The sequence below is a fragment of the Candidatus Nucleicultrix amoebiphila FS5 genome, from assembly GCF_002117145.1.
GTDB classification, from domain to species: domain Bacteria; phylum Pseudomonadota; class Alphaproteobacteria; order Caedimonadales; family Nucleicultricaceae; genus Nucleicultrix; species Nucleicultrix amoebiphila.
On record NZ_CP008743.1, the window covers coordinates 714,038 to 736,381 of the forward strand.

At 37.8% G+C, this 22,344-nt stretch carries 23 protein-coding genes and 1 tRNA gene; 13 read left to right on the top strand and 11 right to left on the bottom strand.

The annotated features are described in order from the left end of the window. The first annotated feature begins 55 nt into the window (after positions 1-55). Positions 56-132 (top strand) — tRNA-Pro (locus tag GQ61_RS03445). A 35-nt stretch (positions 133-167) separates the two neighbouring features. Further along, complete coding sequence (locus GQ61_RS03450) at positions 168-896, top strand: SDR family NAD(P)-dependent oxidoreductase (protein ID WP_269747290.1); 729 nt, start codon at positions 168-170, stop codon at positions 894-896. On the opposite strand, the gene GQ61_RS03455 is transcribed toward GQ61_RS03450, so the two are convergent. The 11 genes from GQ61_RS03455 to GQ61_RS03505 all read right to left on the bottom strand — a co-directional run bounded on the left by GQ61_RS03455 (position 859) and on the right by GQ61_RS03505 (position 11,191). Continuing rightward, positions 859-2,244, bottom strand: coding sequence for an alanine/glycine:cation symporter family protein (locus tag GQ61_RS03455; RefSeq protein WP_085783978.1), 1,386 nt, complete (start codon positions 2,242-2,244; stop codon positions 859-861). The two genes, GQ61_RS03450 and GQ61_RS03455, sit on opposite strands and share 38 nt — an antisense overlap. Before the next feature lie 205 nt (positions 2,245-2,449). Then, on the bottom strand, positions 2,450-2,677 hold the full coding sequence (locus GQ61_RS03460; RefSeq protein ID WP_085783979.1) for a Flp family type IVb pilin: 228 nt from the start codon (positions 2,675-2,677) through the stop codon (positions 2,450-2,452). A 90-nt stretch (positions 2,678-2,767) separates the two neighbouring features. After that, the gene (locus tag GQ61_RS03465; protein ID WP_085783980.1) at positions 2,768-2,941 is read right to left on the bottom strand and encodes a Flp family type IVb pilin; all 174 of its coding nucleotides are present in this window, start codon (positions 2,939-2,941) and stop codon (positions 2,768-2,770) included. 116 nt (positions 2,942-3,057) lie between these two features. Beyond that, positions 3,058-3,999 (bottom strand): type II secretion system F family protein, encoded by a 942-nt coding sequence (locus GQ61_RS03470; protein ID WP_085783981.1) that lies wholly within the window; start codon positions 3,997-3,999, stop codon positions 3,058-3,060. 7 nt (positions 4,000-4,006) lie between these two features. Further along, positions 4,007-4,984 (bottom strand): type II secretion system F family protein, encoded by a 978-nt coding sequence (locus GQ61_RS03475; protein ID WP_085783982.1) that lies wholly within the window; start codon positions 4,982-4,984, stop codon positions 4,007-4,009. Positions 4,985-5,000: 16 nt separating this feature from the next. After that, a complete protein-coding gene (locus GQ61_RS03480; protein WP_085783983.1) occupies positions 5,001-6,401 on the bottom strand; it encodes a TadA family conjugal transfer-associated ATPase in 1,401 nt (466 codons plus the stop codon). A gap of 21 nt (positions 6,402-6,422) precedes the next feature. Beyond that, positions 6,423-7,637 (bottom strand): CpaE/TadZ family protein, encoded by a 1,215-nt coding sequence (locus GQ61_RS03485; protein WP_085783984.1) that lies wholly within the window; start codon positions 7,635-7,637, stop codon positions 6,423-6,425. Positions 7,638-7,704: 67 nt separating this feature from the next. Next, complete coding sequence (locus GQ61_RS03490) at positions 7,705-8,385, bottom strand: CpaD family pilus assembly protein (protein ID WP_085783985.1); 681 nt, start codon at positions 8,383-8,385, stop codon at positions 7,705-7,707. Further along, positions 8,378-9,841, bottom strand: coding sequence for a type II and III secretion system protein family protein (locus tag GQ61_RS03495; RefSeq protein WP_085783986.1), 1,464 nt, complete (start codon positions 9,839-9,841; stop codon positions 8,378-8,380). The genes GQ61_RS03490 and GQ61_RS03495 overlap by 8 nt, the downstream gene beginning before the upstream one ends. Positions 9,842-9,848: 7 nt before the next feature. Beyond that, positions 9,849-10,646, bottom strand: a complete 798-nt coding sequence (gene cpaB, locus GQ61_RS03500; RefSeq protein WP_085783987.1) for a Flp pilus assembly protein CpaB — start codon at positions 10,644-10,646, stop codon at positions 9,849-9,851. Next, a complete protein-coding gene (locus GQ61_RS03505; RefSeq protein ID WP_157111133.1) occupies positions 10,643-11,191 on the bottom strand; it encodes a prepilin peptidase in 549 nt (182 codons plus the stop codon). Before GQ61_RS03505 ends, cpaB begins: the two co-directional genes overlap by 4 nt. Before the next feature lie 220 nt (positions 11,192-11,411). On the opposite strand from GQ61_RS03505, the gene GQ61_RS03510 reads away from it, so the two are divergent. From GQ61_RS03510 to GQ61_RS03560, 11 genes are all read left to right on the top strand, one after another. Then, positions 11,412-12,458, top strand: coding sequence for a tetratricopeptide repeat protein (locus tag GQ61_RS03510; RefSeq protein WP_198157400.1), 1,047 nt, complete (start codon positions 11,412-11,414; stop codon positions 12,456-12,458). A 129-nt stretch (positions 12,459-12,587) separates the two neighbouring features. Continuing rightward, a complete protein-coding gene (locus GQ61_RS03515; RefSeq protein WP_085783990.1) occupies positions 12,588-12,920 on the top strand; it encodes a hypothetical protein in 333 nt (110 codons plus the stop codon). Between the two features lie 70 nt (positions 12,921-12,990). Continuing rightward, a complete protein-coding gene (locus GQ61_RS03520) occupies positions 12,991-14,400 on the top strand; it encodes a glycosyltransferase (RefSeq protein ID WP_085783991.1) in 1,410 nt (469 codons plus the stop codon). Further along, complete coding sequence (locus tag GQ61_RS03525; RefSeq protein ID WP_085783992.1) at positions 14,400-15,170, top strand: class I SAM-dependent methyltransferase; 771 nt, start codon at positions 14,400-14,402, stop codon at positions 15,168-15,170. Before GQ61_RS03520 ends, GQ61_RS03525 begins: the two co-directional genes overlap by 1 nt. Next, positions 15,148-15,984, top strand: coding sequence for an FkbM family methyltransferase (locus GQ61_RS03530; protein ID WP_085783993.1), 837 nt, complete (start codon positions 15,148-15,150; stop codon positions 15,982-15,984). Before GQ61_RS03525 ends, GQ61_RS03530 begins: the two co-directional genes overlap by 23 nt. Before the next feature lie 25 nt (positions 15,985-16,009). Beyond that, entirely contained in the window at positions 16,010-17,713 is a 1,704-nt protein-coding gene (locus GQ61_RS03535) for a hypothetical protein (RefSeq protein ID WP_157111134.1), read from the top strand. Continuing rightward, positions 17,710-17,985 (top strand): hypothetical protein, encoded by a 276-nt coding sequence (locus tag GQ61_RS03540; RefSeq protein WP_085783995.1) that lies wholly within the window; start codon positions 17,710-17,712, stop codon positions 17,983-17,985. Before GQ61_RS03535 ends, GQ61_RS03540 begins: the two co-directional genes overlap by 4 nt. Positions 17,986-18,047: 62 nt before the next feature. Continuing rightward, positions 18,048-18,932, top strand: coding sequence for a hypothetical protein (locus GQ61_RS03545; protein ID WP_157111135.1), 885 nt, complete (start codon positions 18,048-18,050; stop codon positions 18,930-18,932). Beyond that, on the top strand, positions 18,929-19,990 hold the full coding sequence (gene gmd, locus GQ61_RS03550; protein ID WP_085783997.1) for a GDP-mannose 4,6-dehydratase: 1,062 nt from the start codon (positions 18,929-18,931) through the stop codon (positions 19,988-19,990). The genes GQ61_RS03545 and gmd overlap by 4 nt, the downstream gene beginning before the upstream one ends. A gap of 2 nt (positions 19,991-19,992) precedes the next feature. Further along, positions 19,993-20,925 carry a GDP-L-fucose synthase family protein gene (locus GQ61_RS03555; RefSeq protein ID WP_085783998.1) on the top strand — a complete coding sequence of 311 codons (933 nt, stop codon included), beginning with the start codon at positions 19,993-19,995 and terminating at the stop codon, positions 20,923-20,925. Continuing rightward, positions 20,922-22,340 carry a mannose-1-phosphate guanylyltransferase/mannose-6-phosphate isomerase gene (locus tag GQ61_RS03560; RefSeq protein ID WP_085783999.1) on the top strand — a complete coding sequence of 473 codons (1,419 nt, stop codon included), beginning with the start codon at positions 20,922-20,924 and terminating at the stop codon, positions 22,338-22,340. Before GQ61_RS03555 ends, GQ61_RS03560 begins: the two co-directional genes overlap by 4 nt. Positions 22,341-22,344: the final 4 nt, after the last annotated feature.

A 22,344-nucleotide genomic window follows, 5' to 3' on the forward strand; every position in this document is an offset into this window, starting at 1 on the left:
CTTATCGAGAAGGTTCTTGATGAAGCATCGATAATAGTGTATCAGATCATCTGTTCGGGGTGTAGCGCAGTCCGGTAGCGCGCCTGCTTTGGGAGCAGGATGTCGGGGGTTCGAATCCCTCCACCCCGACCAGTCAATCGGGGAGACTGTTCATTCAAACAATACTGATAACTGGTGCAAGCAGTGGTATAGGTGCTGAACTATCAATAGTTTATGCTGCCCCACAAACGCATCTTATCCTTCTAGGACGTGATCAAAGCAGACTTGAAAAAATAGCTCTACAGTGTAAAGACCGAGGAGCAAAAATTACCCTTGGTCTCCTTGATATCCGTCATCGTGATGATTTTAAGTCATGGTTTAAGAGACTTACACAAAAACATTCGATTGATATTGCTATTTTGAATGCAGGTGTTGGTAACTTTGGACGTCAAGAAAATCCTATTGTCATTCAAGAGATATTTGACGTTAACCTTCAAGGATTATTGAATACTCTTTTGCCTATCATCGAACACATGCAAAAAAACAAGCATGGTCAAATTGCGCTCATGAGCTCTCTTGCGTCATTCAAAGGTTATCGCGGGAAAGGAGCCTACTGTGCCAGCAAAGCTGCAGTAAGAGTCCTTGGAGAAGGACTAAGAGAATCTTTAAGCGCCGCAAACATAAAAGTTTCGGTCATTTGCCCAGGGTTTGTTGTGACTCCTTTAACTTCACACAATACCTTCCCTATGCCTTTTTTGATGTCCGCTCAAAAGGCTGCAAGGATCATCAGAAAGGGATTAGAGAAAAACAAACCACGCATTGCTTTTCCATGGATAACTTATATGTTTTCTCTTTTAATGGCTATATTGCCCCCTACGCTCACAGAGAAGATTTCGAGACTTCTTCCCTATCGTTAAGATGAGGCATAAGACCTTTTCTTGCTTTTGTTTTAAAGAAAAATGCATTGGTTTCATGAATAACGAGTTTTGATAAGCCTAGGATGCCAATCATGTTGATTACCATCATCAAGTTTACAGAAATATCTGCAACTGCCCAAACAAGATTAACGTGGGCCATAGCACCGATGGGGATTAAAAACACAAAAATCCACTGGAAAACTTTTATAGCCTTCTCACCAAATAGATATTCAACAGCTCGGTCAGCACAATAAGACCAAGTCGTTATTGTTGTCATTGCAAAGAAAAATAATGTAACTGTCACAATGTGACCTGCTAAATATGAATCAAAGCCAATCCGATAGGCTTCAACGCACATATTGGTACTCTGTAAGCCTGGGGTCTGCCAGGCACCAGTCACAATCAATACAACTCCCGTTAAGCTACAAACAATCATAACAACAATGGGAGACAACATGCTAATCACCCCTTGTGCAATTGCAATATCAACGCCAGGGGTCGTATAGGTCACTGGTGCATGTAAAATTGGCGCTAAACCAACTCCCGTATCCGTAGCAAAAAGACCCCGCGCAAAACCGTCACGCACTGCAGTCAATAACGAATATGTCGCAACACCTGTAAACATCGATTTAAAGTCAAAAGCAGAAGTTATGATAAGTTTAAGGGCCGGAAGAATAGCATCATGGAATGAAATCAAGATAAACACACTCGTGGCGATATATCCAACAGCCTTCAATGGCACAATAATCATGGAAGCTTTAGCAAAACGTGATAGACCGCCAAAGATAACGTATCCTACAATTAGGGCCATAAACGCACCCAAAATGAAGGGATGAATACCAAACTCGGTCAGAGGTAAGGCTACTGAGTTAATTTGCACAAAGTTCCCAACGGTAATGGCAGAAATCATTGTAAAAATGCAAAATACTTTAGCAAGCAACGGCATCTTAAGAGCCTTCTCAAGATAATACATTGGACCGCCGACATATCCTCCACGCGAACTTAATTCACGATATCTAACGCCCAAAAATGTTCCCGAGTATTTGATAATAGCCCCTAGAAGCGCCATCACCCACATCCAAAACAGTGATCCTGGCCCCCCCATACTCAAAGCCATAGCGATGCCAGAGATATTACCAGTACCTAAATTACCTCCTAAAACTGCTGCAACAGCTCCAAAAGAAGAAAGAGATTCTTGTCCTTTTGATTTTCGGGTTAATAACCGAAAAGCCATTGGGATTTTAAGAAACTGCAGTCCACGCATTCGCAAGGTTAAGTAAAGACCTGCTCCTCCAAGAAACGGCAATACTAGAAAAAAGGCAAAATAGTTTTTGAGCATTGCTAGCATGTCATAATACTTCCTGGAAAAATGCCATTAAAAAAGCTATCGAAACCTTCGACAAATCAACTATTTGACGTGACATAAAGATGTTTTGAAAGAACTGTAAATCCCCACTCTCTTAAAAAGTGAGATTACTATAAAAGAACATTTTAAAAGATCAAGGGAAGAATGAAACTGTTCACTCTCTATAATCAACGTATTTGGTTACGTTCTATGATGACGCTATTGTTTGAAGAGATGAAGTCAAACTCGTAAAAACTGCCGTCAACTGTACTCCCATCGTTGTCAAGGAGCCAATAAGGACAAGTGAAATAAACCCAATGATGAGACCATATTCTAAGGCCGTAGCCCCATCGTTATTCAAAAAAAATGATGAAAGAAGATCAGCAAGTGATTTGTTTTTAACAAAAGACTTACCTTTGAAAATGCCAGAGAACATAGGAAACTCCTAATCCCCTCACAACCTAAGGTAGCGTGGTAATTACCACGCACCTAAAATTACTCTTGAGCTCAACTCTAAAGTACTAATTTAAGCCGCCGCTGTAGTAAGAGCGTCTCTGATCCTTTCAAAAATAGTTCTTAATTGTTGACCAGCAGTCGTTAAGGCGGCAATGATCACTATGGCAATCAACGCAGCGATCAGGCCGTACTCGATGGCTGTTGCTCCATCTTCATTCCTTACAAAGGTTTTTAAAGCTTTCATATTCGTCTCTCCTGTTATAATACTTAATTTTCCTCTAATTTCGTTAATAAAGTATAAAAAAATTAATTTATTAACAACTCTTTACTCTTATTATACCCTATAATTAAAATTATATCCTAGAAATTAAAATTTTCAACGAGTTCAATAATAACAGGGCCTAGAATCACGATAAATAAACTAGGTAAAATTAAACTCACCAAAGGTATAGCGAGTAAAGCCGGTAACCGTGCAGCTTTCGTCTCTATTTCAAGAACCTTTTTCTTTTGAAACTCCCCAGAAAGAATTTTCAAAGATTGCGCAACGGCCGTTCCTTGTTCTTCTGCTTGAATCAGAGTTGTGACCATATCTTGAACCAAAGGCAATTCTATCCTTGAAGAAAGATTTTTTAAGGCCTGACGTCGATCAGGAAGGATTGATAATTCAATAGCCGTTAAAGCAAATTCTCGCCCCAACTCCACATTACTGTAACCGATTTCAATCGCAACACTCTCAAAAGATCGTTCTAAACTTAAACCAGAATTAGTACAGATAACCAACAAATCTAACGCAGAGGTAAGATCACGTTTTAGCATTTTATAACGGATTTTAGTGTGCCACTTGAGATAAACATCTGCCCCCCGCAATCCAGCTAAGATACACGCTATCAAAACAGCCAATTTAAATACAAAAGACAGATTTGAAAGAGCAGGGATGCTATTCATTAAAATTATATATAGGATCATAAATCCCATAAGAAAACCAACTTTCAAAACAGAATAAAGTGCTCCGGGACTAGAGGTTCGAATACCGGCTCGATCAAAAATCTCCTTATAGTTTACCCCCAGTTGTTTTTGCGCAATATTCTGAAAAGATTTAAAAATTTGCTCTCTTAGGTTTTTCTGAGAAGCATTTACTGCACTTCCATTCGTGTTATTGAGGGCTGTCTTACCTTGTAATGTTCTTAAACGCTCATCAAGAGCCTTACCTTCTTTAAATTTCAGCTGCCACAGCAAAAACATGAGCAAAACTAAAAAACTGATGATAAAAATTAATAAATCTTCCATATGAAATGTAGTCATAAAATCCCTACTGAATATCAATTTTTACCAGTCTATTGACTGCAATTCCTGAAGCAATAATTAGGCTAATCGCTAGTAACATAAGCTTGCGTCCCAAAGGATCATGTTGGAATACATATAAATGTTCAGGTTTTAAAAAAGTAATCCCAAAAAGTGTAATAAAAGGCAATATTCCAATAATAAGTCCTGTTGTTTTGGCTTCCGCTGAAACAGCTTTTATTTTCAAACGAAGTTCTTCACGTTTACGAATAATAGAAGAAAGATTATCAATAAATTCAGCAATACTTCCACCTACAATTCTTTGAATGCTTAATGCTCCAGTAAAAAAATCATAATCTATAATTCGCACACGTTTAGCTGAGTTCAGTAAAGCCTCTCTATAAGGAATACCTATCCTCATTTCATCACCAATCATTTGAAACTCATGTCCAACCTCGCCTTCAATTTCGCGAGAAATTGTATCAAAAGCTTTTTCAATAGAAAGACCCGCTCTTAATCCTCTAGCCATAATATCTAGAGCTCCTGGAAAAGTTTTGAGAAAACGATCAATACGTCTCTGTTCTAAAACACCGTAAATAAAAACCGTCAAAAGCCCTGTAATCAAAGAAGCTAGTAAAAAATTAACTTCAAAAGTCTGTTTCAGAAATGATTGCACTCCAAAATAAGAAGCAAAGAAAGATGGAACTGCGATTAATAAAAGTTTAGGTAAGTGCGGATTTGAAGCGATCCAAGTCATAAAAGCAGGACGCTTTGAGTCTTGGGTACCTTTAATATATGCATCAAATTTCTTTTTGATCATGCTATCTTTGGATTCTCTAAAAAGGCTTTCTTTTTCCTTCTCAATCGTCTCCAAAAGTTCAATTTTTAAACGACCAAAACGCTCATGTAACTTCTTTGCCTCTTCCCTCTTTAACAGAAAGAGATATACCAACAAAAAAATTAAAAAAGAGGCTCCAGCAATGAGAACTGCTACCCACCAATCCAAAGTACGGTCCTCCTTGTTATTTTAGACATTGCATCATTTTTTCTTTAAGACCATAGTATTCAATCTTAGGCATAAACTCAGGCATTTGCCCAGAGAATTCAAACATACCGACAACTTTTCCATTTTCGTCTTCACCTGTTGGTTTAAAAAGAAACAGGGGACGCGTAATAATATTTTTGCCATCATAGCCAATGATCTCAATGACTTCGATAACACGTCTTATTCCATCACGCATACGCGCTATTTGAACTATGATATTAATTGCCCCAGCAATATATTGTTCAATCACTTGAATAGGTAATTCAAACCCTGCCATTAGCACCATGTTTTCAAGTCTGTTCAGAGCTTCAGCTGCATTGTTCGCATGCAAAGTCGACATAGACCCATCGTGACCCGTATTCATTGCTTGCAACATATCAAACGCTTCTGAACCGCGGCACTCACCAACGATAATACGATCTGGACGCATACGAAGCGCATTTTTAACCAGATCACGAATGGTAATTTCTCCCTCTCCCTCAATGTTTTGAGGACGGCTTTCCAGTCTCACTACATGGGGTTGATAGAGACGCAGTTCAGCTGAATCTTCAATGGTAACAATACGTTCTTGAGGATCTATCAATTGAGAAAGCGCGTTTAAAAGTGTCGTTTTTCCAGCTCCAGTTCCCCCTGAAACAATTATGTTCATACGACAATGCGCAATGATTTTAAAGAATTCCATCATATTAGGTGAGATATTGCCTTTCTCTGCCATCACGCTTAAAGAAATTCCTTTTTCTGAAAATCGTCGAATCGAAATAGAAACGCCATCAAGAGCTACGGGAGGAACAGCAATGTTAACGCGGCTACCATCTTTAAGACGTGTATCAACAATAGGACTCGATTCGTCAATTCTTCGTCCGGCTTGACTTGAAATCCTCTGTGCAATCTGAAAAACATGACGATTGTTACGAAACTTTACGTTTGTTTTTTCTAACTTACCATATCGCTCTACATAAACTGAGGCAGGACCGTTTACCATAATATCAGTAATGGCGGGGTCTTGAAATAAAGGATCCAAAGGGCCCAGCCCAACCATATCACTCACAATTTGCACAGCTATTTTATGCTGTTCGGAATAAGTGACTTGCATCATGTTTTCTTCAGCATATTTCGCAATAAAGTTTTCAACTTCAACGCGCAATTCTTCTCGTGACATTTGGGCAGCGCGTCTCAAATCAATCTCAATAACTAAACGATCAAAAATTTTATCACGATACTCTTGAAGAGCTGGAGATAAGTCACTCTCTCCCTTATTTGGCTGACTAGATTGACTAGGTTTATGAGAGCTTGCTGAAAGATTCTTTTCAGGCAGGTCTTTTGTAGCTCCTGGTTCTTCAGTTTTTTCACCGTCATCACGTTTACCAAAGTGAACCATCTATCAATACCTACGCATTTCTCATTTTGACTTAAACAAACGAGAAAAGAAGTTTTCGTTTTCAACGTTTTTAGCGGACATTTCTTTGCCAATAATAACATCTGTCAAAGATTGAATTTCCTTTACAAAAAGGCTATCTGCATCAGCCAGCAAATCTCCTTTATTCATATTAGAAAGCATATTTTTATGATCAAAAGTGATAACGCAATCCAAAGGAACATGTAAGGTCTTTTGAATTGCATCAGCATTCATTTCACCTTCACGATAAACTTTAACTTTGTTCAGAACAATAACAATACGTTGCTTTGGGTGCATCACCTTTTTAAAATAATTAAGGAGTCTCACCCCATCCCTAACAGATAAAATTGACGGATCTAACACCAGAACTAATGTATTGAGTTGACGAATTAAAGGACCTAGGTGAAAAAATTCTGCACGCGTTGGAATATCTATAATCACATATTGAAATTTATTCTTAACCAACCGATTGAGTTCCTCTAAAGATTTATCTTGAATCTCAACTGTTTGCTCTAAATTTTCATCCCCCCCAAGAATATGAAGAAATTCACTCTCTTGAATATAACATCTTTCAATAAAGAGCTCATCAACTCTTTCAGGGTTTTCAAGCATCTCACGAAAGCCCTGCTTTAATGAAAAATCAAAAAACTGTGCAGCACCTGAAAAATGTAAATCCAAGTCCATAAGAAGAGTGCGTTTCCTATGCGTATGAGAAAGCAATAGAGCGCAACTTGCAGAAAGAACCGATGCTCCTACTCCTCCGCGTACTCCTAAGAACCCCACACTTTGTCCTAGCCCTTGGAATCTAGCGTGACCTGCTTTTTTATCAATTGAAGGCTTAAGACTATCTAAACATCTTCCCAGTAAGGCCGGTGTAATAGGCTTAGATATATAATCTTTTACGCCTAACTCAATAAGATCGCGATAAATGCCCACATCATTGCGGACACCAACAGCAATCACATTGACACCTGGCTCACATACTTCTGCTAAACGTTGCATATCTGTGAGGGGCAGTTCAGAGTCACTTAAATCGATTATCAGTATTTTTGGAGAACGATTGGTTTGTATATATTTGATAGCCTCTTTGATGCCACCTTTATGTATTTCAGCCTTTATGGCATACGTAGTCCATGAAAATTCTTTTAAAAAAGTTTCTGATTCTTGATCTTCAACAAAAGCTAAAGCAATTTCTTGCTTTTCAAAATTCTCAACCATACCTGCATCCGTTATTAGTTTTCTTTATGATAAGACGCAAATTATTAAAAAATCTACCTATTAAAAATTATTGACCAGCTGAGGATTGAACCCTCTCGCTTTTCAACGCTTTAATTTTGTCAGTTCTATATCTCTCTATAGCTAAAGCTTGATAAGCACTATCCACACCATCAGAAGTCTTCCCTTTATAAAGATCTCTGGGATCAGCAATCATTTTACCAAAATTATAAGCTGTAGCACACCCAAATGGCTCATCTCCATTGCGTCCTGAGTTTGTAGTGATCTCTCCCCAAGAAGGGCATTGAGGAAGAGTCAAACGATACTGATCAATAACGACTATCGCTGAACACCCTGATTTTTCTATCTTCTCTCCTTGAGAAGAACTAGTATTCAGGTATGTCACGTCAATTTTATCACTCGTTATGCCATAGCCCATGAGCACATGCTTCAAATTGGATACTCTACCCTCAGAAAAATGCTTAGCCACTTGAATACGTGCATAAAGTGGTAATTTTGGTTCAGTTTTTTGAACCAAAGATTTTATTTTGCGCTTTTCAGAGTTTTTAATGGATGAAGAACCCTTTTTGAAGTGGATTTCATCATGCCAAGAAAGTCTTTCAATTTTTGGCTTCCAACCATTATGAAGAGTAACTTCCTTACGATCTTCATAGCAACCAGTAAGAGAGATGCTCAGTGTCACCAAAGATAAATTACATAGAAGAACTGATAATATTTTTGCTTTATTCATAGTAAAATCCTGCTGATCCAATAAGGTGCATGTCTTGATCAAGAAGGCTGTTATCGCCTTTCACCTCGGCGCTCCCTTCTAAACTATCAGTTGTTTTCTCAAGAGGCGTTTTTTCACGTGTCAAACGTCCATAGAAAAACGTATCAAGTTGAGATGTGTAAACAAGACCATCTGAAGGCAACGCAAAATCTTCTTTGGAAGAAGGCTGAATAATATAAGGCGTCACAATGACAACCAGCTCGGATTCATTCCTGGAAAAACTCGCTGAACGAAATAATGCTCCCAATACAGGGATATCGGCCAACCCAGGAACTTCTCTCAAAGCATTATTAATGTTGTTTGAAAATAATCCGGCAATCGCCAAGCTCTCGCCACTGCCAAGCTCTACAGATGTCTCAACACGCCTTGTCTTAATTCCCGGCACCTGCACTCTTGTTCCAACTGTAAATGAAAAATCTAACTGATTCACACGATCTAGTTCACTCACCTCTGGCCGTACGCGTAAATTAATTTTATTGGACGAAAGAACTGTAGGCGTAAAAGCAAGCTTAATACCAAACTCTTTAAAATCGATTGTGATGTTTCGTTGCTGTGGAACAGGAAAAGGAAATTCTCCGCCCGCTAAAAAGCTGGCTGTTTCACCAGACATAGCAACCAAGTTTGGCTCTGCCAAGACCGTTGCTAGACTTTCACTGTCTAAGATATCTATGAGTCCAGCAATGTTTGTTTTTCCATCATTAAAATGTACGCCCAAACTGTTAAAGGGAGGATTTATAAGATTTACACCACTGCTAAATGCTCCAGTGGTCGCATCAATAGGTGCGCGTCCTTGCAAAACACCAAAAGCAAAGTGATTTGGTTGGATTGCTGATCCCCAGTTGATATCTAGCTTATTCAAAACTGTACGATTAATTTCCGCAACCTTAACTTTCAAATAAACCTGCGTGGGAGCCACAATTTTTATGTTATTAACAATCTCCTCAGCATCCCCGATAAAACGCTTCACTATATCATTAATATCTTTAGACGCTTGAGGAGACGTAACAGAACCTTCTAAAATAATTCCCTTCGGTGAAGAAATGGCTTTTACAGTTTCCCCAGGCTTTACGGATTTTAACATTTGATTGAGCTGCTTAAGATTGTGGGTTACGTTAATCTCATAGCTTTGTAAAACTCCACCATCTTTATCCGATACAATTAAGGTAGTGGTCCCTGGCTTCTTTGCAAAAACATAAGCTGAATTAGGATTACTGACTTGCACGTCTGCAATATCTGGATTTGCAACAAAAACCTCAGAGACATTTTTAGAAAATTTTAAAATTTCTGCTGTATTGACTGACAAAAATAAACTCCGCTCCGGCTTTGTAGCAAGCGCATTGCCGACTCCCATCAAAAGCATCATCAAGACTAAAAAATATCTCGGCCATAAAAATTTACTTAACAAAACTTGTACCATACTAACCTTACCTCTTGAATGTTACGTCGCTTTTATTGACGCCGCGAATAACAGAAATCGTGACTGATTCTTCTTCATTTGAATCCGCTTGTCCCGCAATCCCTAATCTCTCTTTTTCTTGTTCTTTCTTATCTTTAGTCGCTGAGTGCAAGCTAATTGTGGCCTCCCCCTCTTTAAGTTCCGCCGCTAAGATTTCATCCTTTTTTGAGTCTACTTCAACAGTAATATAACGAGGTAACTTACCTGACCCCTTCTGCGTCCTCTCAAAACTTCCATCCACCTCGAGAACACGCACATTCTCGGCAACCATTTTGCCAACGTAGCCCTTACCATCTGCCGATCTTGTAGCCACGATAATATCTACATAATCCCCTGCAGAAATCAGGCTCGTTACACTTGAACCATGACCGCCTGAGATAGGCACTGTAAAAGCTCTCATACCTGGAGTAATAAGAGATGTCAAAATTCCCTTATCATTCCCTAAGATCAACTTAGTACGCATGATAGGCTCGCCCGCCTCTGTTTCTACACGCAACGTGGCGCCCATAATTTTTTGAGCTTCATTTTTATTAGTAATAAACTCCGCCCCTACAGCTGTTTTAGGCCACAACTGCCATTTGGTGGTTGCAGGTGCCAAAACATCCCCTAATTGTAGCTTTGATGTAGCTACTAAAATCTCAATTTCGTCAGATTTCACCGGCTTAGCAACTTTAGAAGGCAACACTATGAATCGCGTAACCAGAGCTACTAAAATTGCTATTAAAAGCGCTATTAAAATAATTTTTACTTCTTTAAATGTAATCATAGGCTGTTTGCCATCATTCTTATTATTACCATTACTATGCAGGCCATCCCTACTGCAGTGCCATAGGGTACTATTTTTTTGTGCTTTTTCAAAGTTGCAATTTCAGGTTCATAATTCACCCAAGCCTCTAAGTGTGCCCAAGGCATTATTTTGACCACCCTATTGGCCAATGCTAACCTCAATATTTCTATATGTGTCCCCAGAAATAGATAGAAAAGAGCCAAAAGACCACCAACCAAGCTAGTCAACAACAAAAAGCCGGCGATATCACCAAGAAGCATAAACCATGCGGAGGCCGTAGCAATAAACTTCACATCTCCCGCCCCAATCATCTGATAATTGAACAAAATGAAACCAACCCCCATCACAACAATGAAAGCAATCCCTGGAAATAAAAAATCTATGGGTTCTTTAAAAATTAATACCATCGCTACAAAAAGAGCGAGCTGTAAGGCTATTATGAGGTTTGAAATTCTAAAAAAAAGAAAATCCTCAATGGCCAATACAAACGCTGATAAGGCAAAAAGTATATAAAAAAAGGTCAAATACCACCCCTGCTTTTTGTTATTTAAAAACATTGCCACAAAACCACCATTTTCTCAAACAGCTGTCTTAAAACAAAACACTATTGTTGCATTCTTGCACTTATGAGTCTTGTGATAAAGTGATATCCGTTTCATACACTCAATTAATAAATTTTCTTTCATGAGGAGCTTTAGTTTGATAAAAAGCTTTAGTTTAACAGGAATAAAAAGGCTTAAGTTTATGAAACTAAATTTCAAGAGTTTAGTGTTAGTTGGTGCAACATCAATCCTTTTTGGTTGTGCAGGAACCGATCAAAATGATGATTCTACTTTTATGAAAGATGAATCAAAGTCTTTAAATCTTGCTGAAAAAATGCGAACAGGTGGTCAGCAATCAACTGCTATCGGGCTTTACAGAAAAATCTTGGATGAAACCCCAAATAATGTTCCAGCAACTTTAGGATTAGCTAAATCTCTAAATGCACTCAAACGTTATCGCGAAGCACAAGAGTGTTTAAAGAAATCATTGGTGGAGAATCCTAATCAAATCTCATTAGAAGAAGAGTTAGGAAAAACGTATATCAGCAGTCATCAACCAAAAGAAGGAATGGCAGTTTTTGAATCCATACTCAAAAAGGATCCTCAAAATCAAATAGCCCTTAATGGTCTTGGTATTTGTCATGATTTAAATTACAACCATGCGACTGCTCAAGATTATTATTTAAAGGCTCTTGCTCTCTATCCCAACGCTAAAATAACTAAATCTAACTTAGGACTTTCTTATGCTTTGTCTGGCAATTACACGAAAGGCCTATCAATTCTTGAAAAGATTTCAAAATCAACAAATGCGGGTGTTCGCGATAGACAAAATTTAGCTTTAGCCTATGGATTATCTGGTCAGATTGATAAAGCAGGACAATTATACAGCATCGATCTTTCAGAAGATGCTGTACGCAATAACCTTGCCTATATTCATATCCTACAACATCCACAATCCCAAACGTTGCCAATTCAAGAGGCAAAACCCATTCTTTTAGAACCGTTAACCTCTTCAGAAGAAAAATTGTCAGTCACAAAAGAAGATCCCTTAAAGATCGTCAAAGAAACAAAAAACGTCCAGCCGCCAAAAACACAAGAGAACATACAACCTTCGCTTCAGACTACTCCTAAAAAGAAAATTGAGGCTCCGCAGATTCAAGCTGAGTCCCCCCAAAAGCAACGTACGTTAACACATTCGGACTTAACAGAGGACGACGAATTAGAAACGGCTCTCATGTTAATGCAGTAAGTGTGATGTTCACGCTTGACGGACGAATAGTCCTCGCTTTATCATGTTGTTTATTTTATAAATAACTTTTATTAAAATCTGAAGAAAGTTTAAAATAACTTTTTTCTAAATAGTGGGTTTGGCCTTTCAATGAAAAAAACAACAATATCGCTGGTAGTTTTTTTTCTCCTCTTTATACAAACCAAGAGTGCTTTGTCCCAAGCAGACGATACTCTTGCTACAAAAGACCCTGCTCAAAATATTCTACTCGATACCGCTAAAGGGAACTATGAAGGCCTAACCCTAGAAGAAACTCAAAAAGTCTTACAGAAAAAAGATAAATTATCCAAATATCTTGAAACTCAAGTCTCAATTAAACAAAAGAGAGATGAGGAAAAACGGCAACTGCTCTCCCAAATTCGAGAACAGGATCAAAGAAATGCTGAACTTCTCAGAGCACTTCGTGAGCCTTTTAAACCATAACCTCTTGCTTTTCATCACGCATAAAGTTAGAACTTGAATAAATTCATTCATTTAAAATAAATTGAGACCTATGCTTGCGACAAACGCCTACGATAATCCAGCGGAATACAATGCTTGGCGCAAAAAAAATGCCTATTTTCACGATGAAGATTTACGTTATCTAAAGTTCCTTATTCCTGAAGGCTCCCGTGTTCTCGATTTAGGTTGTGGAAATGGTGATTTACTAAAAGGACTAAATCCAAGTCATGGCGTTGGGATTGATCTCTCTAAGAACCTAATCAAATACGCTAAGAAAACCTATCCAGATCTGACATTTTACAATGCCGATATCGAACAACCTTTGGATAAAATCCTTAAAGGTCAGGAATTTGACGTCATTCTTATTTCAGACACTGTTGGTTCTATAAAAGACATTCAAAAATTTTTCAAAAACATCCATGGTCTTTGTTCTGAAAAAACGCGCATTATCGTCTCTTATTATTCAAAATACTGGGAGCCCGTTCTAAAAACAGCTGAGTTATTCAAACAAAAAATGCCTAGTCTTCACCAAAACTATCTTTCAACAGATGACATTATTGAATTTATGAAGTTGGAGGATTTTGTACCTTTAAAATACGAATATCGACAGCTTTTGCCAAAAAAAATGTTTGGCTTAGGAACTCTCATAAATAGATTCATTGCAACGATGCCAGGTATTAGACGATTATGCCTTAGAACGTATGTAGTGGCACGAATAGAAACAAAAGAACTACCCAAAAAACTCCCGTCGATTACAGTGGTGGTCCCGTGCAAAAACGAAAAAGGCAACATTGAACCAGCTGTAAAGCGGCTTCCTCGGTTTGCTTCTAAAATGGAAATTATTTTTGTTGATGGTCACAGTAGTGACGGCACTTTTGATGAGATAAAACGTGTCATTAAAGCTTATCCTCAATACGATATAAAAGGCTTTATTCAGCCAAAACGAGGGAAAGGCGATGCTGTCCGCTTTGCTTTTGATAAGGCGAAGGGGGACATTTTAATGATTTTAGATGCCGATTTGACAACGCCTCCTGAAGAAATGCCAAAATTTTATGATGCTCTCGTTCGTGGCAAAGGTGAATTTATCAATGGGACACGTCTCATTTACCCCATGGAAAATGAAGCGATGCAATTTTTGAATTTCCTTGCTAATAAGGCCTTTTCATGGATTTTTACGTATCTTTTAAATCAAAGATTAACTGACACTCTCTGTGGAACAAAAGTTTTATGGCGTGATGACTATAAACGATTGATCAAAAACCGAACATATTTTGGAGATTTTGATCCCTTCGGCGATTTTGATTTAATTTTTGGCGCTAGCAAATTGAATCTACAAATTACCGAAATTCCCGTTCGTTACGCAGCTAGGTCTTATGGTGTGACACAAATTTCACGCTTTCGTCATGGATTCTTACTTTTGCAAATGACTCTTTTGGCATTCAGAAAGTTAAAGGCTTTTTGATGAGCCAAGAAATTACCCTTTCCCATCGAGAAATATGGAATAATAAACCCGTTCTAAGAGCTGTTTACCATAATTACTATGACCTCATTTTATCTCAAACGATACCAGGAACATTACTAGAAGTAGGCGGTGGGTCCGGCAATTTCGCATCATATTTAAATAAATTATCATCTTCAAAGCATACACTGTATTCAACAGACATTACTAAAGCGCCTGACACACACGTTGTAAGTGACGCTCATTTTCTGCCTTTTGCTAATAACTCATTTGATAATATAGTCATGATGGATACTCTTCATCACCTTGAAAGACCATTAAAGTTCCTCAATGAATCTTATAGGGTTTTAAAAAACAAGGGACGACTCATACTCTTAGAGCCTGGAATGACACCTTTGAGTATTTTATTTTTCAAACTGTTCCATGATGAACCTATTCATATGAATGTAAATCCACTGGAAGATGGACCTTTATCAAACGATCGAAAGCCTTTTGATGCAAATCAAGCAATACCAGACCTCATCTTTAATAAATTTCAAGCGCAGTTTTTATCATTATTCCCTAATTTTGTAATTTGTAAAATTCAAAGGAAAAGTGTGTTTGCCTATCCTCTTTCAGGAGGATTTAAAAAGTGGTCTTTGATTCCAAATCGTTGCATTCAACACGCTTTAAAACTCGATGAGAAACTAGAGTTTTTATCGTCCTTGTTAAGTTTTAGATTATTTATTGTTATAGAAAAAGTTATGCCTCATGAACACAAAATTAAAAATTAATTTAGCAAAATTTTGCTATCAAATAATACATTGGATAAGAGCCATTGTTAATAAAAATGATCAGGTTGTCACAAAACGACAAAACATCATTTGGGATCTTGATCTTTCAGAAGGAATTGACTTTTCGATCTATATCCTTGGGGCTTTTGAAAAAGCAACTGTAAATCGTTATACTGACATTGTTAAAGAAGGAGATATCGTTTTTGATATTGGGGCTAATTGTGGATCACATACTTTACCTCTGGCAAAACTTGTCGGATCAAAAGGAAAAGTTTTTGCTTTTGAGCCAACGGATTATGCTTATAAAAAATTAAGAAGAAATATTGAATTAAATGAGGAGTTGAAATCAAGGATAAACCCTCTACAGGTAATGATTGCAGACCATACAATGACTCATTTAGTTCCTGAAATTTATTCTAGCTGGCCGTTAAAAAACAAGGATGCTTTGCATCCAGATCACTTTGGAGCACTAAAAACTACAAAAGGTTCATCTATAGAAACAGTGGATGGTTTTGTAAAAAAACATAAACTCAAAAAATTAGATTTTATCAAGCTCGACGTTGACGGTAATGAGTTTTCCGTTCTTTCAGGCAGTCAAGATACTTTAGCGAGATTTAAACCAAAAATCCTCCTTGAAATTGCCCCTTCGTGTCATTCTAAAGAACAATTCAAAGGTTTTCTTCAAATTTTGCAGAATAATAAGTACGAGGGGCTCTCTATAAAAACTTTAAAACCTTTAAGTCTAGATTATGCAACACTTACTCAGAACATAAAATTTGGTTCTTCGATCAATGTACTTCTCCAAATCCCTTGATTTTTTTAATGCGCAAAAGAATTTTTTGATCATTCTCTTTCTATGCTTTGCTGTTTCATTGCTTATTGTTCTTAATGCTTGGTCTGGATTTTACGTTTTTAGTAGCTTCAACAGTTATTCAACGTTAGGAGGATTAATCCCTCATAGCGATGCCTTGATGTATTATTGGGGCGCTGAAAATATTTTAAACGGTGGACTCTTAGATAGTTGGAATCTTCGTCGCCCCATCAACGCCCTCTTCTTAAGTGTTCGCTTATGGATGACTGGAGACAGTTATATAGGAGCTTTGCTTATCCAAACGGCTCTCTTTTCTTTTTGTCTCAGTCTCGTCATTTATGAGTTTATTCGAACCATTAGCTGGGTAAGTGTTGTTTTTTTTGGCGCGTTCTTTCTAGGGATAGGATTTTTTGTTTTATATACACCACTTTCTGAATCCCTCGGGATGAGCCTTGGACTCCTCGCTTTTCTTCTCTTATGGACAGGACAGCGCGATCAAAACATTTTTTTGTTTTCTTTTGGTATGTTCTTGCTAACCGCAGCTTTAAATGCTCGCTCTGGTGCTTTTTTTGTTTTGCCCATGATCTTTTTGTGGATTCTCTTCCAAGATTTTACTTTCAAAAAAAAGTGGGTTTTTGGGGCTTTAACTGGCGTTCTAGGCGCTTTTTTTTACAATAAGCTCCTCCTGTGGCTATATTCGGATCACAGCACATTAGCAAACCTACACAGTAATTTTTCTTACATCATTTATGGATTAGCAGCAGGTGGTAAAGGCTGGCAACATTCGTACACTATTCCAGGCATCCATTCATTGTCAGAAGCAGAACAGGCAAAATTAGTTTACCAAGAAACGATAAAGCTTATTATGAATTCTCCTGTGGATCTCATAAAAGGTTTAATCAAAAACTTCGTGATTTTTGTTCGCACTCATCTTTATCCTTTTGAATCTATCGCTCCAAATATCAGCTTTCTTGAGTTATTCACACTTCCTAAAAATCTCTCATGGATAAAAGCTATTTTTTCCATGCTGATTCTCTCGAGTGGTTTTTTTATTATTAAGAGATTCCTTGCGTATTTAAGAAACTATCCTCAAAGTGGTTGGTTTGTTTTTTGTGCAGTCCTCGGTAATATTTTTTCCGTTTTTGTTATTTGGGTTGATGGAAAATGGCGGGTTTTTTCTGCAACCATGGTCTTTTTCCCTGCATTATTGAGCCTGGCATTCGCCAAGATCCCTTTAAAAATGAACACTTCAGAACACAACGCCATTCCAATTACCAAAATTGCTGTCGGTTTATCATGTCTAATGCTTTTAAGCACAGCCTTTTTGCCAAAAATATTTTTCAAAGCTAACTCTATAGAAAACATAAAAAGCTCCTTTAAATGTCAAAAAGATGAGCAATTAATTATTGCGCACTCTCTCCATAAGGCGCCCCACGTCAACTTATCCAATGATTACCATCATTCATTTTTATGGAAAGTTTCACCTACGCGTTTCAAATTTCTGACAAGCAAAATTACTGAAGTCGATTTTACATTCCCTGCTAGGAACGCTCCGTCTTCCTTCGGACTTGTGTTTGACATGCTCTCCAAAAGTTTATTTTATGTAACAGGACCTTTGAATACTTTTGATCAAATGGATAATTTTGTAGGGCTTTGTGTTCAACCTCTTTCATCGAACCCTCAAATCATGACTATTCATTCTCAAATGTCTCTTAAGAATATTCATTCATGAATAACAAACCTTTTTCGGCATCTTTAAGAAAGAGCGCTTTAATCCACTTTACGATCATACAAGCTTTGTGCTTATTGTTTTCTTGGTTTGTTGTTTTTAATGCCTGGTTAGGTTTTCCGATTATTGGTTCCTTTGGCTCTTCTGTAGCGCTTGGTGGAACTATTCCTTATAGCGATGCTGGAGGGTACTATGATGGTGCTTACCAACTTTTAATGGCGGGAGAATTAAACGGCTGGAATATGCTCTTAAAATTTTTCCCCTTGGTTCTTTGAGCGAATCTGAATGGTCTTCCCATGTTTATAAAGAATCATTGCGATTAATTTTTAAGACCCCCTTGAGTCTAATAAAAGGGTTGATTCTCTATACCCTTGCTTTCATTAAAAATCTCCTATTTCCTTTCGATTTTTTGGAACCAGAACCTAAGATCAAAAATATTCTCTATCACATTGTCAATACCCACAAATTCTTGTCCTATGCTCTGCAGATCCTTCAATGTCTCATCATTAGTCTCTTTATGCTTTTTTTATATTGGTTCAGTACAAAAAAATTCATCCACTATGTTAAAACCAACCCAATATTAGGTGGGTTTATTTTAAGCGGCCTTATAGGGAATTTTCTTTCCGCAAGCGTTATCTGGGTTGACGGGGGATGGCGGGTATTTGCTGCAACGTTCGCTTTTTTTTCTCTATTCTTTGCTGCAGCCTATGCCCGAAAACCTTTATCAATCCACAAAACGCTCTCCACCCAACTTGGAAAAATCACCCTGTTTTTTTCCATAATCTTGCTTGTAGGAGCGCTCTTTGGCCCAAAGTTGATTTTTAAATTACAAAATAAAGTTATCTTCCCCGCTACATCGGCTTGCAATATAGATGAAACTCAAATCTCCACCTATAATTTATCAAAAACTCCTCATGTCAATATTTCAACAAATGTAAGTTTTTCATTAAATCCAAACTTTAGAACTTCTGATTTTATCTCCGCTCTTTCCCCTAATTTACCAATTTATAAAAACCTCAGACAATTATTAGAATCCCATGACCTAAGTTTAGGTTTAGTGTTTGATCATCAAAAGAAGAAGTTTTATCTTTTAACTGGCCCTCTTCACAGCTTTGAAGGAAAAGAAAAACTAGTTATTATTTGCGCAAAACCCATGAAAGAGTATAAAGATGAATTTTATACTATGGTAAAGATTCAACTTTGGACTGAGACAAGAAAATGAAGAGAATTGCATTTGTGACGGGTATTACGGGACAAGATGGAGCTTATTTAGCCGATCTTCTCTTGAAAAAAGATTATGTAGTCCATGGGCTGCAACGCCGTTCTTCACTCCCCAACACTGCACGTATTGAGAATTATTTGGAAAATAAAAATTTTCACCTTCATTATGGGGATATGACTGATTCCACTAATCTTATCCGCCTGATCAAAGAAATTAATCCAACGGAAATTTATAACTTAGCTGCTCAGAGTCACGTTGCTGTCAGCTTTGAAACTCCTGAATACACAGCCAATGCTGATGCTGTTGGAGCTCTTCGGCTTCTTGAAGCAATTCGTATTTTAGGGATGGAAAAAACTACTAAATTCTATCAAGCTTCTACCTCTGAACTTTATGGATTAGTCCAAGAAACGCCTCAAAAAGAAACAACGCCATTTTATCCACGCAGCCCTTACGCAGCAGCCAAACTTTATGCTTACTGGATAACAGTGAATTATAGAGAAGCTTACGACATTTTTTCAGTCAACGGCATTTTATTTAACCATGAAAGCCCTCTACGAGGAGAAACCTTTGTAACTCGCAAAATCACAAAAGGCATTGCCAGCATTATCAATGGCCGCCAAAAATGTATTACTCTCGGAAATCTTGATGCTAAAAGAGATTGGGGTCATGCAAAGGATTTCGTCAAAGGTATGTGGCTCATGATGCAACATAGTACCCCTGAAGACTTTGTCTTAGCAACGGGAGAAACCTATTCTGTCAGACAGTTTGTCGAAAAAGCCTTTTCTCTGGTAAACATACACATTCGTTGGCAAGGTCAAGGTATCAACGAAGAGGGCATCAACTCTAAAACAGGAGACGTGCTCGTAAAAATCGATAAAAAATACTATCGTCCCACGGAAGTTGACCTTCTTCTTGGCAACGCTGAAAAAGCTCAAAAAAAACTGGGTTGGAAACCAACCGTTACTTTTGAAGAGTTAGTAAAAGAAATGATGCACGAAGATTGTCTTGAATGCTCGTTGCAAACTTCATCGCCCAACACTCAAACATCAATGGCTTGAATATGTTTACTTTGACTCATAAAAAAGTCTGGGTTGCAGGTCATCGAGGAATGGTTGGGAAAGCCTTAGTCAAAAGCCTTACCCATGAATCTTGCGAAGTGTTAACTGTTGACAGAACACATCTAGATCTCACTTCACAAATTAAAGTTGATGAATGGATGTCAGCAAACAAACCCGACGTGGTCATTATTGCTGCTGCAAAAGTAGGCGGCATTCATGCAAATAATACGTATCCAGCACATTTTCTTTATGAGAACATGATGATTGCTTCAAATATCATCCATGCTGCCTATGTTCAAAATGTTCAAAAGCTTTTGTTTTTGGGGTCTTCATGCATCTACCCACGTCTTGCCAAACAACCCATGAACGAAAATGAACTCTTAACAGGACCTTTAGAACCTACCAACCAATGGTACGCAATCGCAAAAATCTCTGGTTTAAAAATGGCAGAAGCCTACCGATATCAATACGGTTGTGACTTCATCAGTGCAATGCCTACAAATCTTTATGGCATAGGTGATACTTATCATCTTGAAAATAGCCACGTTATACCGGCTTTAATCATGAAAATTCATGAAGCAAAGCAGAATAACGCTAAATCGGTTACTCTTTGGGGAACAGGCGACGTGTTCCGAGAATTTTTATTTGTAGATGATTTAGCTGATGCTTGTGTTCACTTACTTAAGAAATATTCGGATTTTTCTCCAGTCAACATTGGAACTGGAGAAGACATGAAAATTTCCCATCTTGCTAATATGATTGCTGACGTCATAGGGTATAAAGGACAATTTATTTATGATGATTCGAAACCAAACGGCACCCCACGCAAGTTGTTAGATGTGTCCAAAATAAAACAACTGGGTTGGCAAGCAAAAATGTCGTTAAGAGATGGTTTAAAAATAGCTTACGAGGACTATAAAGGAAGATCTTTATGAAAGTATCACCAATAATAATCGCTGGCGGTAGTGGTACACGTCTTTGGCCACTTTCCCGTTCTAATTACCCGAAGCAATTTTTGACTCTTGAAGGTGAACTCAGTCTGCTACAAAGTCTCGCAAAATCTCTTCAACATAAACTTTTTAATGCACCACTCTTAATGTGCAATGAAGATCATCGCTTTATTGTTTCTGAGCAACTTCGTTTGATTGATGTAAAACCTCAAGAAATAGTGCTTGAACCAAGTCTTCGCAACACTGCTCCAGCAATCGCTGTCGCTTGTCTTCTACAAAATGCTAAAGACAATATAGTTCTCATTCTGCCTTCCGATCATGTGATTCGCCCCTATGAGAAATTTATCGAAACAGTACAAGATTCTTTAGTGCTTGCTGAATCTGGTCATATTGTTTTGTTTGGTATTACCCCTGATCAACCTTCTCCTGATTATGGCTATATTCAAGCTAAAAATACGACTGATCTCACCACAGGTTTTAAAATTGAAAAATTTATTGAAAAGCCTACAAAAGACAATGCCGCTGAATTATTGAAACAAAAAGGAATGTTCTGGAACAGTGGTATCTTTTTAAGTAAGGCTTCCGTTCTTTTAGAAGAACTTAAAAAGTTTTCACCTAACATAGTCACTCAAACCCAAAAATCCGTAAAAGATAGCAGAAAAGATCTAGATTTTATTCGGTTAGACGCCAGTAGTTATAGCAATGCAGAATGTATTTCTATTGATTACGCAGTTATGGAAAAAAGCAACAAAACTTGCGTTGTGCCTGCTGCTTTTGAATGGTCTGATTTGGGCTCATGGAAATCACTCTATGATTTCAAAGCAAAAAACACCGAAGGGAACGTTATTAAAGGCGACGTAATCACCCATAATGTTAAAAATTCGTTTATAGAAGGTGAAGGTATCCTGGTTTCAGCCATAGGTATTGAAAATCTTGTAGTAGTAGCTTGTCCCGATTCAGTCCTAGTAGTCGATCAAGCACATACTCACCAGGTTAAAGAGATTACAACTCAACTTAAAAATAATAACCGCTCTCAAGCCGATTCACACTCTAAAGTCTATCGTCCTTGGGGTTTTTACCAAGTTACTGATATGGGTGAACGTTTTCAAGTAAAGCGTCTCATGATAAAGCCAGGCCAAGAAACTTCTATCCAAATTCACCACCATCGTTCTGAACATTGGGTTGTCGTCAACGGTGTTGCAAAAGTACTCAAAGGAGAGGAAACGCTTCTTGTTCATGAAAATGAATCTGTTTATCTGCCCATGGGGGTCAAACATAGAGTGTCAAACCCTGGCAAAATTGAATTGCATTTAGTCGAAGTCCAAACAGGCAGTTATTTGGGTGAAGATGATATTGTGCGTCTCGATGACGCTTATGGTCGTCATACTAAAAGCGCCTAGAATA

Excerpts from the sequence above, each read along its gene's own strand:
- GQ61_RS03455 (WP_085783978.1), bottom strand. The coding sequence starts at position 2,244 with ATGCTAGCAATGCTCAAAAACTATTTTGCCTTTTTTCTAGTATTGCCG.
- GQ61_RS03460 (WP_085783979.1), bottom strand. The coding sequence starts at position 2,677 with ATGTTCTCTGGCATTTTCAAAGGTAAGTCTTTTGTTAAAAACAAATCA.
- GQ61_RS03465 (WP_085783980.1), bottom strand. The coding sequence starts at position 2,941 with ATGAAAGCTTTAAAAACCTTTGTAAGGAATGAAGATGGAGCAACAGCC.
- GQ61_RS03470 (WP_085783981.1), bottom strand. The coding sequence starts at position 3,999 with ATGACTACATTTCATATGGAAGATTTATTAATTTTTATCATCAGTTTT.
- GQ61_RS03480 (WP_085783983.1), bottom strand. The coding sequence starts at position 6,401 with ATGGTTCACTTTGGTAAACGTGATGACGGTGAAAAAACTGAAGAACCA.
- GQ61_RS03485 (WP_085783984.1), bottom strand. The coding sequence starts at position 7,637 with ATGGTTGAGAATTTTGAAAAGCAAGAAATTGCTTTAGCTTTTGTTGAA.
- GQ61_RS03490 (WP_085783985.1), bottom strand. The coding sequence starts at position 8,385 with ATGAATAAAGCAAAAATATTATCAGTTCTTCTATGTAATTTATCTTTG.
- GQ61_RS03495 (WP_085783986.1), bottom strand. The coding sequence starts at position 9,841 with ATGGTACAAGTTTTGTTAAGTAAATTTTTATGGCCGAGATATTTTTTA.
- cpaB (WP_085783987.1), bottom strand. The coding sequence starts at position 10,646 with ATGATTACATTTAAAGAAGTAAAAATTATTTTAATAGCGCTTTTAATA.
- GQ61_RS03510 (WP_198157400.1), top strand. The coding sequence starts at position 11,412 with ATGAAACTAAATTTCAAGAGTTTAGTGTTAGTTGGTGCAACATCAATC.
- GQ61_RS03515 (WP_085783990.1), top strand. The coding sequence starts at position 12,588 with ATGAAAAAAACAACAATATCGCTGGTAGTTTTTTTTCTCCTCTTTATA.
- GQ61_RS03520 (WP_085783991.1), top strand. The coding sequence starts at position 12,991 with ATGCTTGCGACAAACGCCTACGATAATCCAGCGGAATACAATGCTTGG.
- GQ61_RS03525 (WP_085783992.1), top strand. The coding sequence starts at position 14,400 with ATGAGCCAAGAAATTACCCTTTCCCATCGAGAAATATGGAATAATAAA.
- GQ61_RS03530 (WP_085783993.1), top strand. The coding sequence starts at position 15,148 with ATGAACACAAAATTAAAAATTAATTTAGCAAAATTTTGCTATCAAATA.
- GQ61_RS03540 (WP_085783995.1), top strand. The coding sequence starts at position 17,710 with ATGAATAACAAACCTTTTTCGGCATCTTTAAGAAAGAGCGCTTTAATC.
- gmd (WP_085783997.1), top strand. The coding sequence starts at position 18,929 with ATGAAGAGAATTGCATTTGTGACGGGTATTACGGGACAAGATGGAGCT.
- GQ61_RS03555 (WP_085783998.1), top strand. The coding sequence starts at position 19,993 with ATGTTTACTTTGACTCATAAAAAAGTCTGGGTTGCAGGTCATCGAGGA.
- GQ61_RS03560 (WP_085783999.1), top strand. The coding sequence starts at position 20,922 with ATGAAAGTATCACCAATAATAATCGCTGGCGGTAGTGGTACACGTCTT.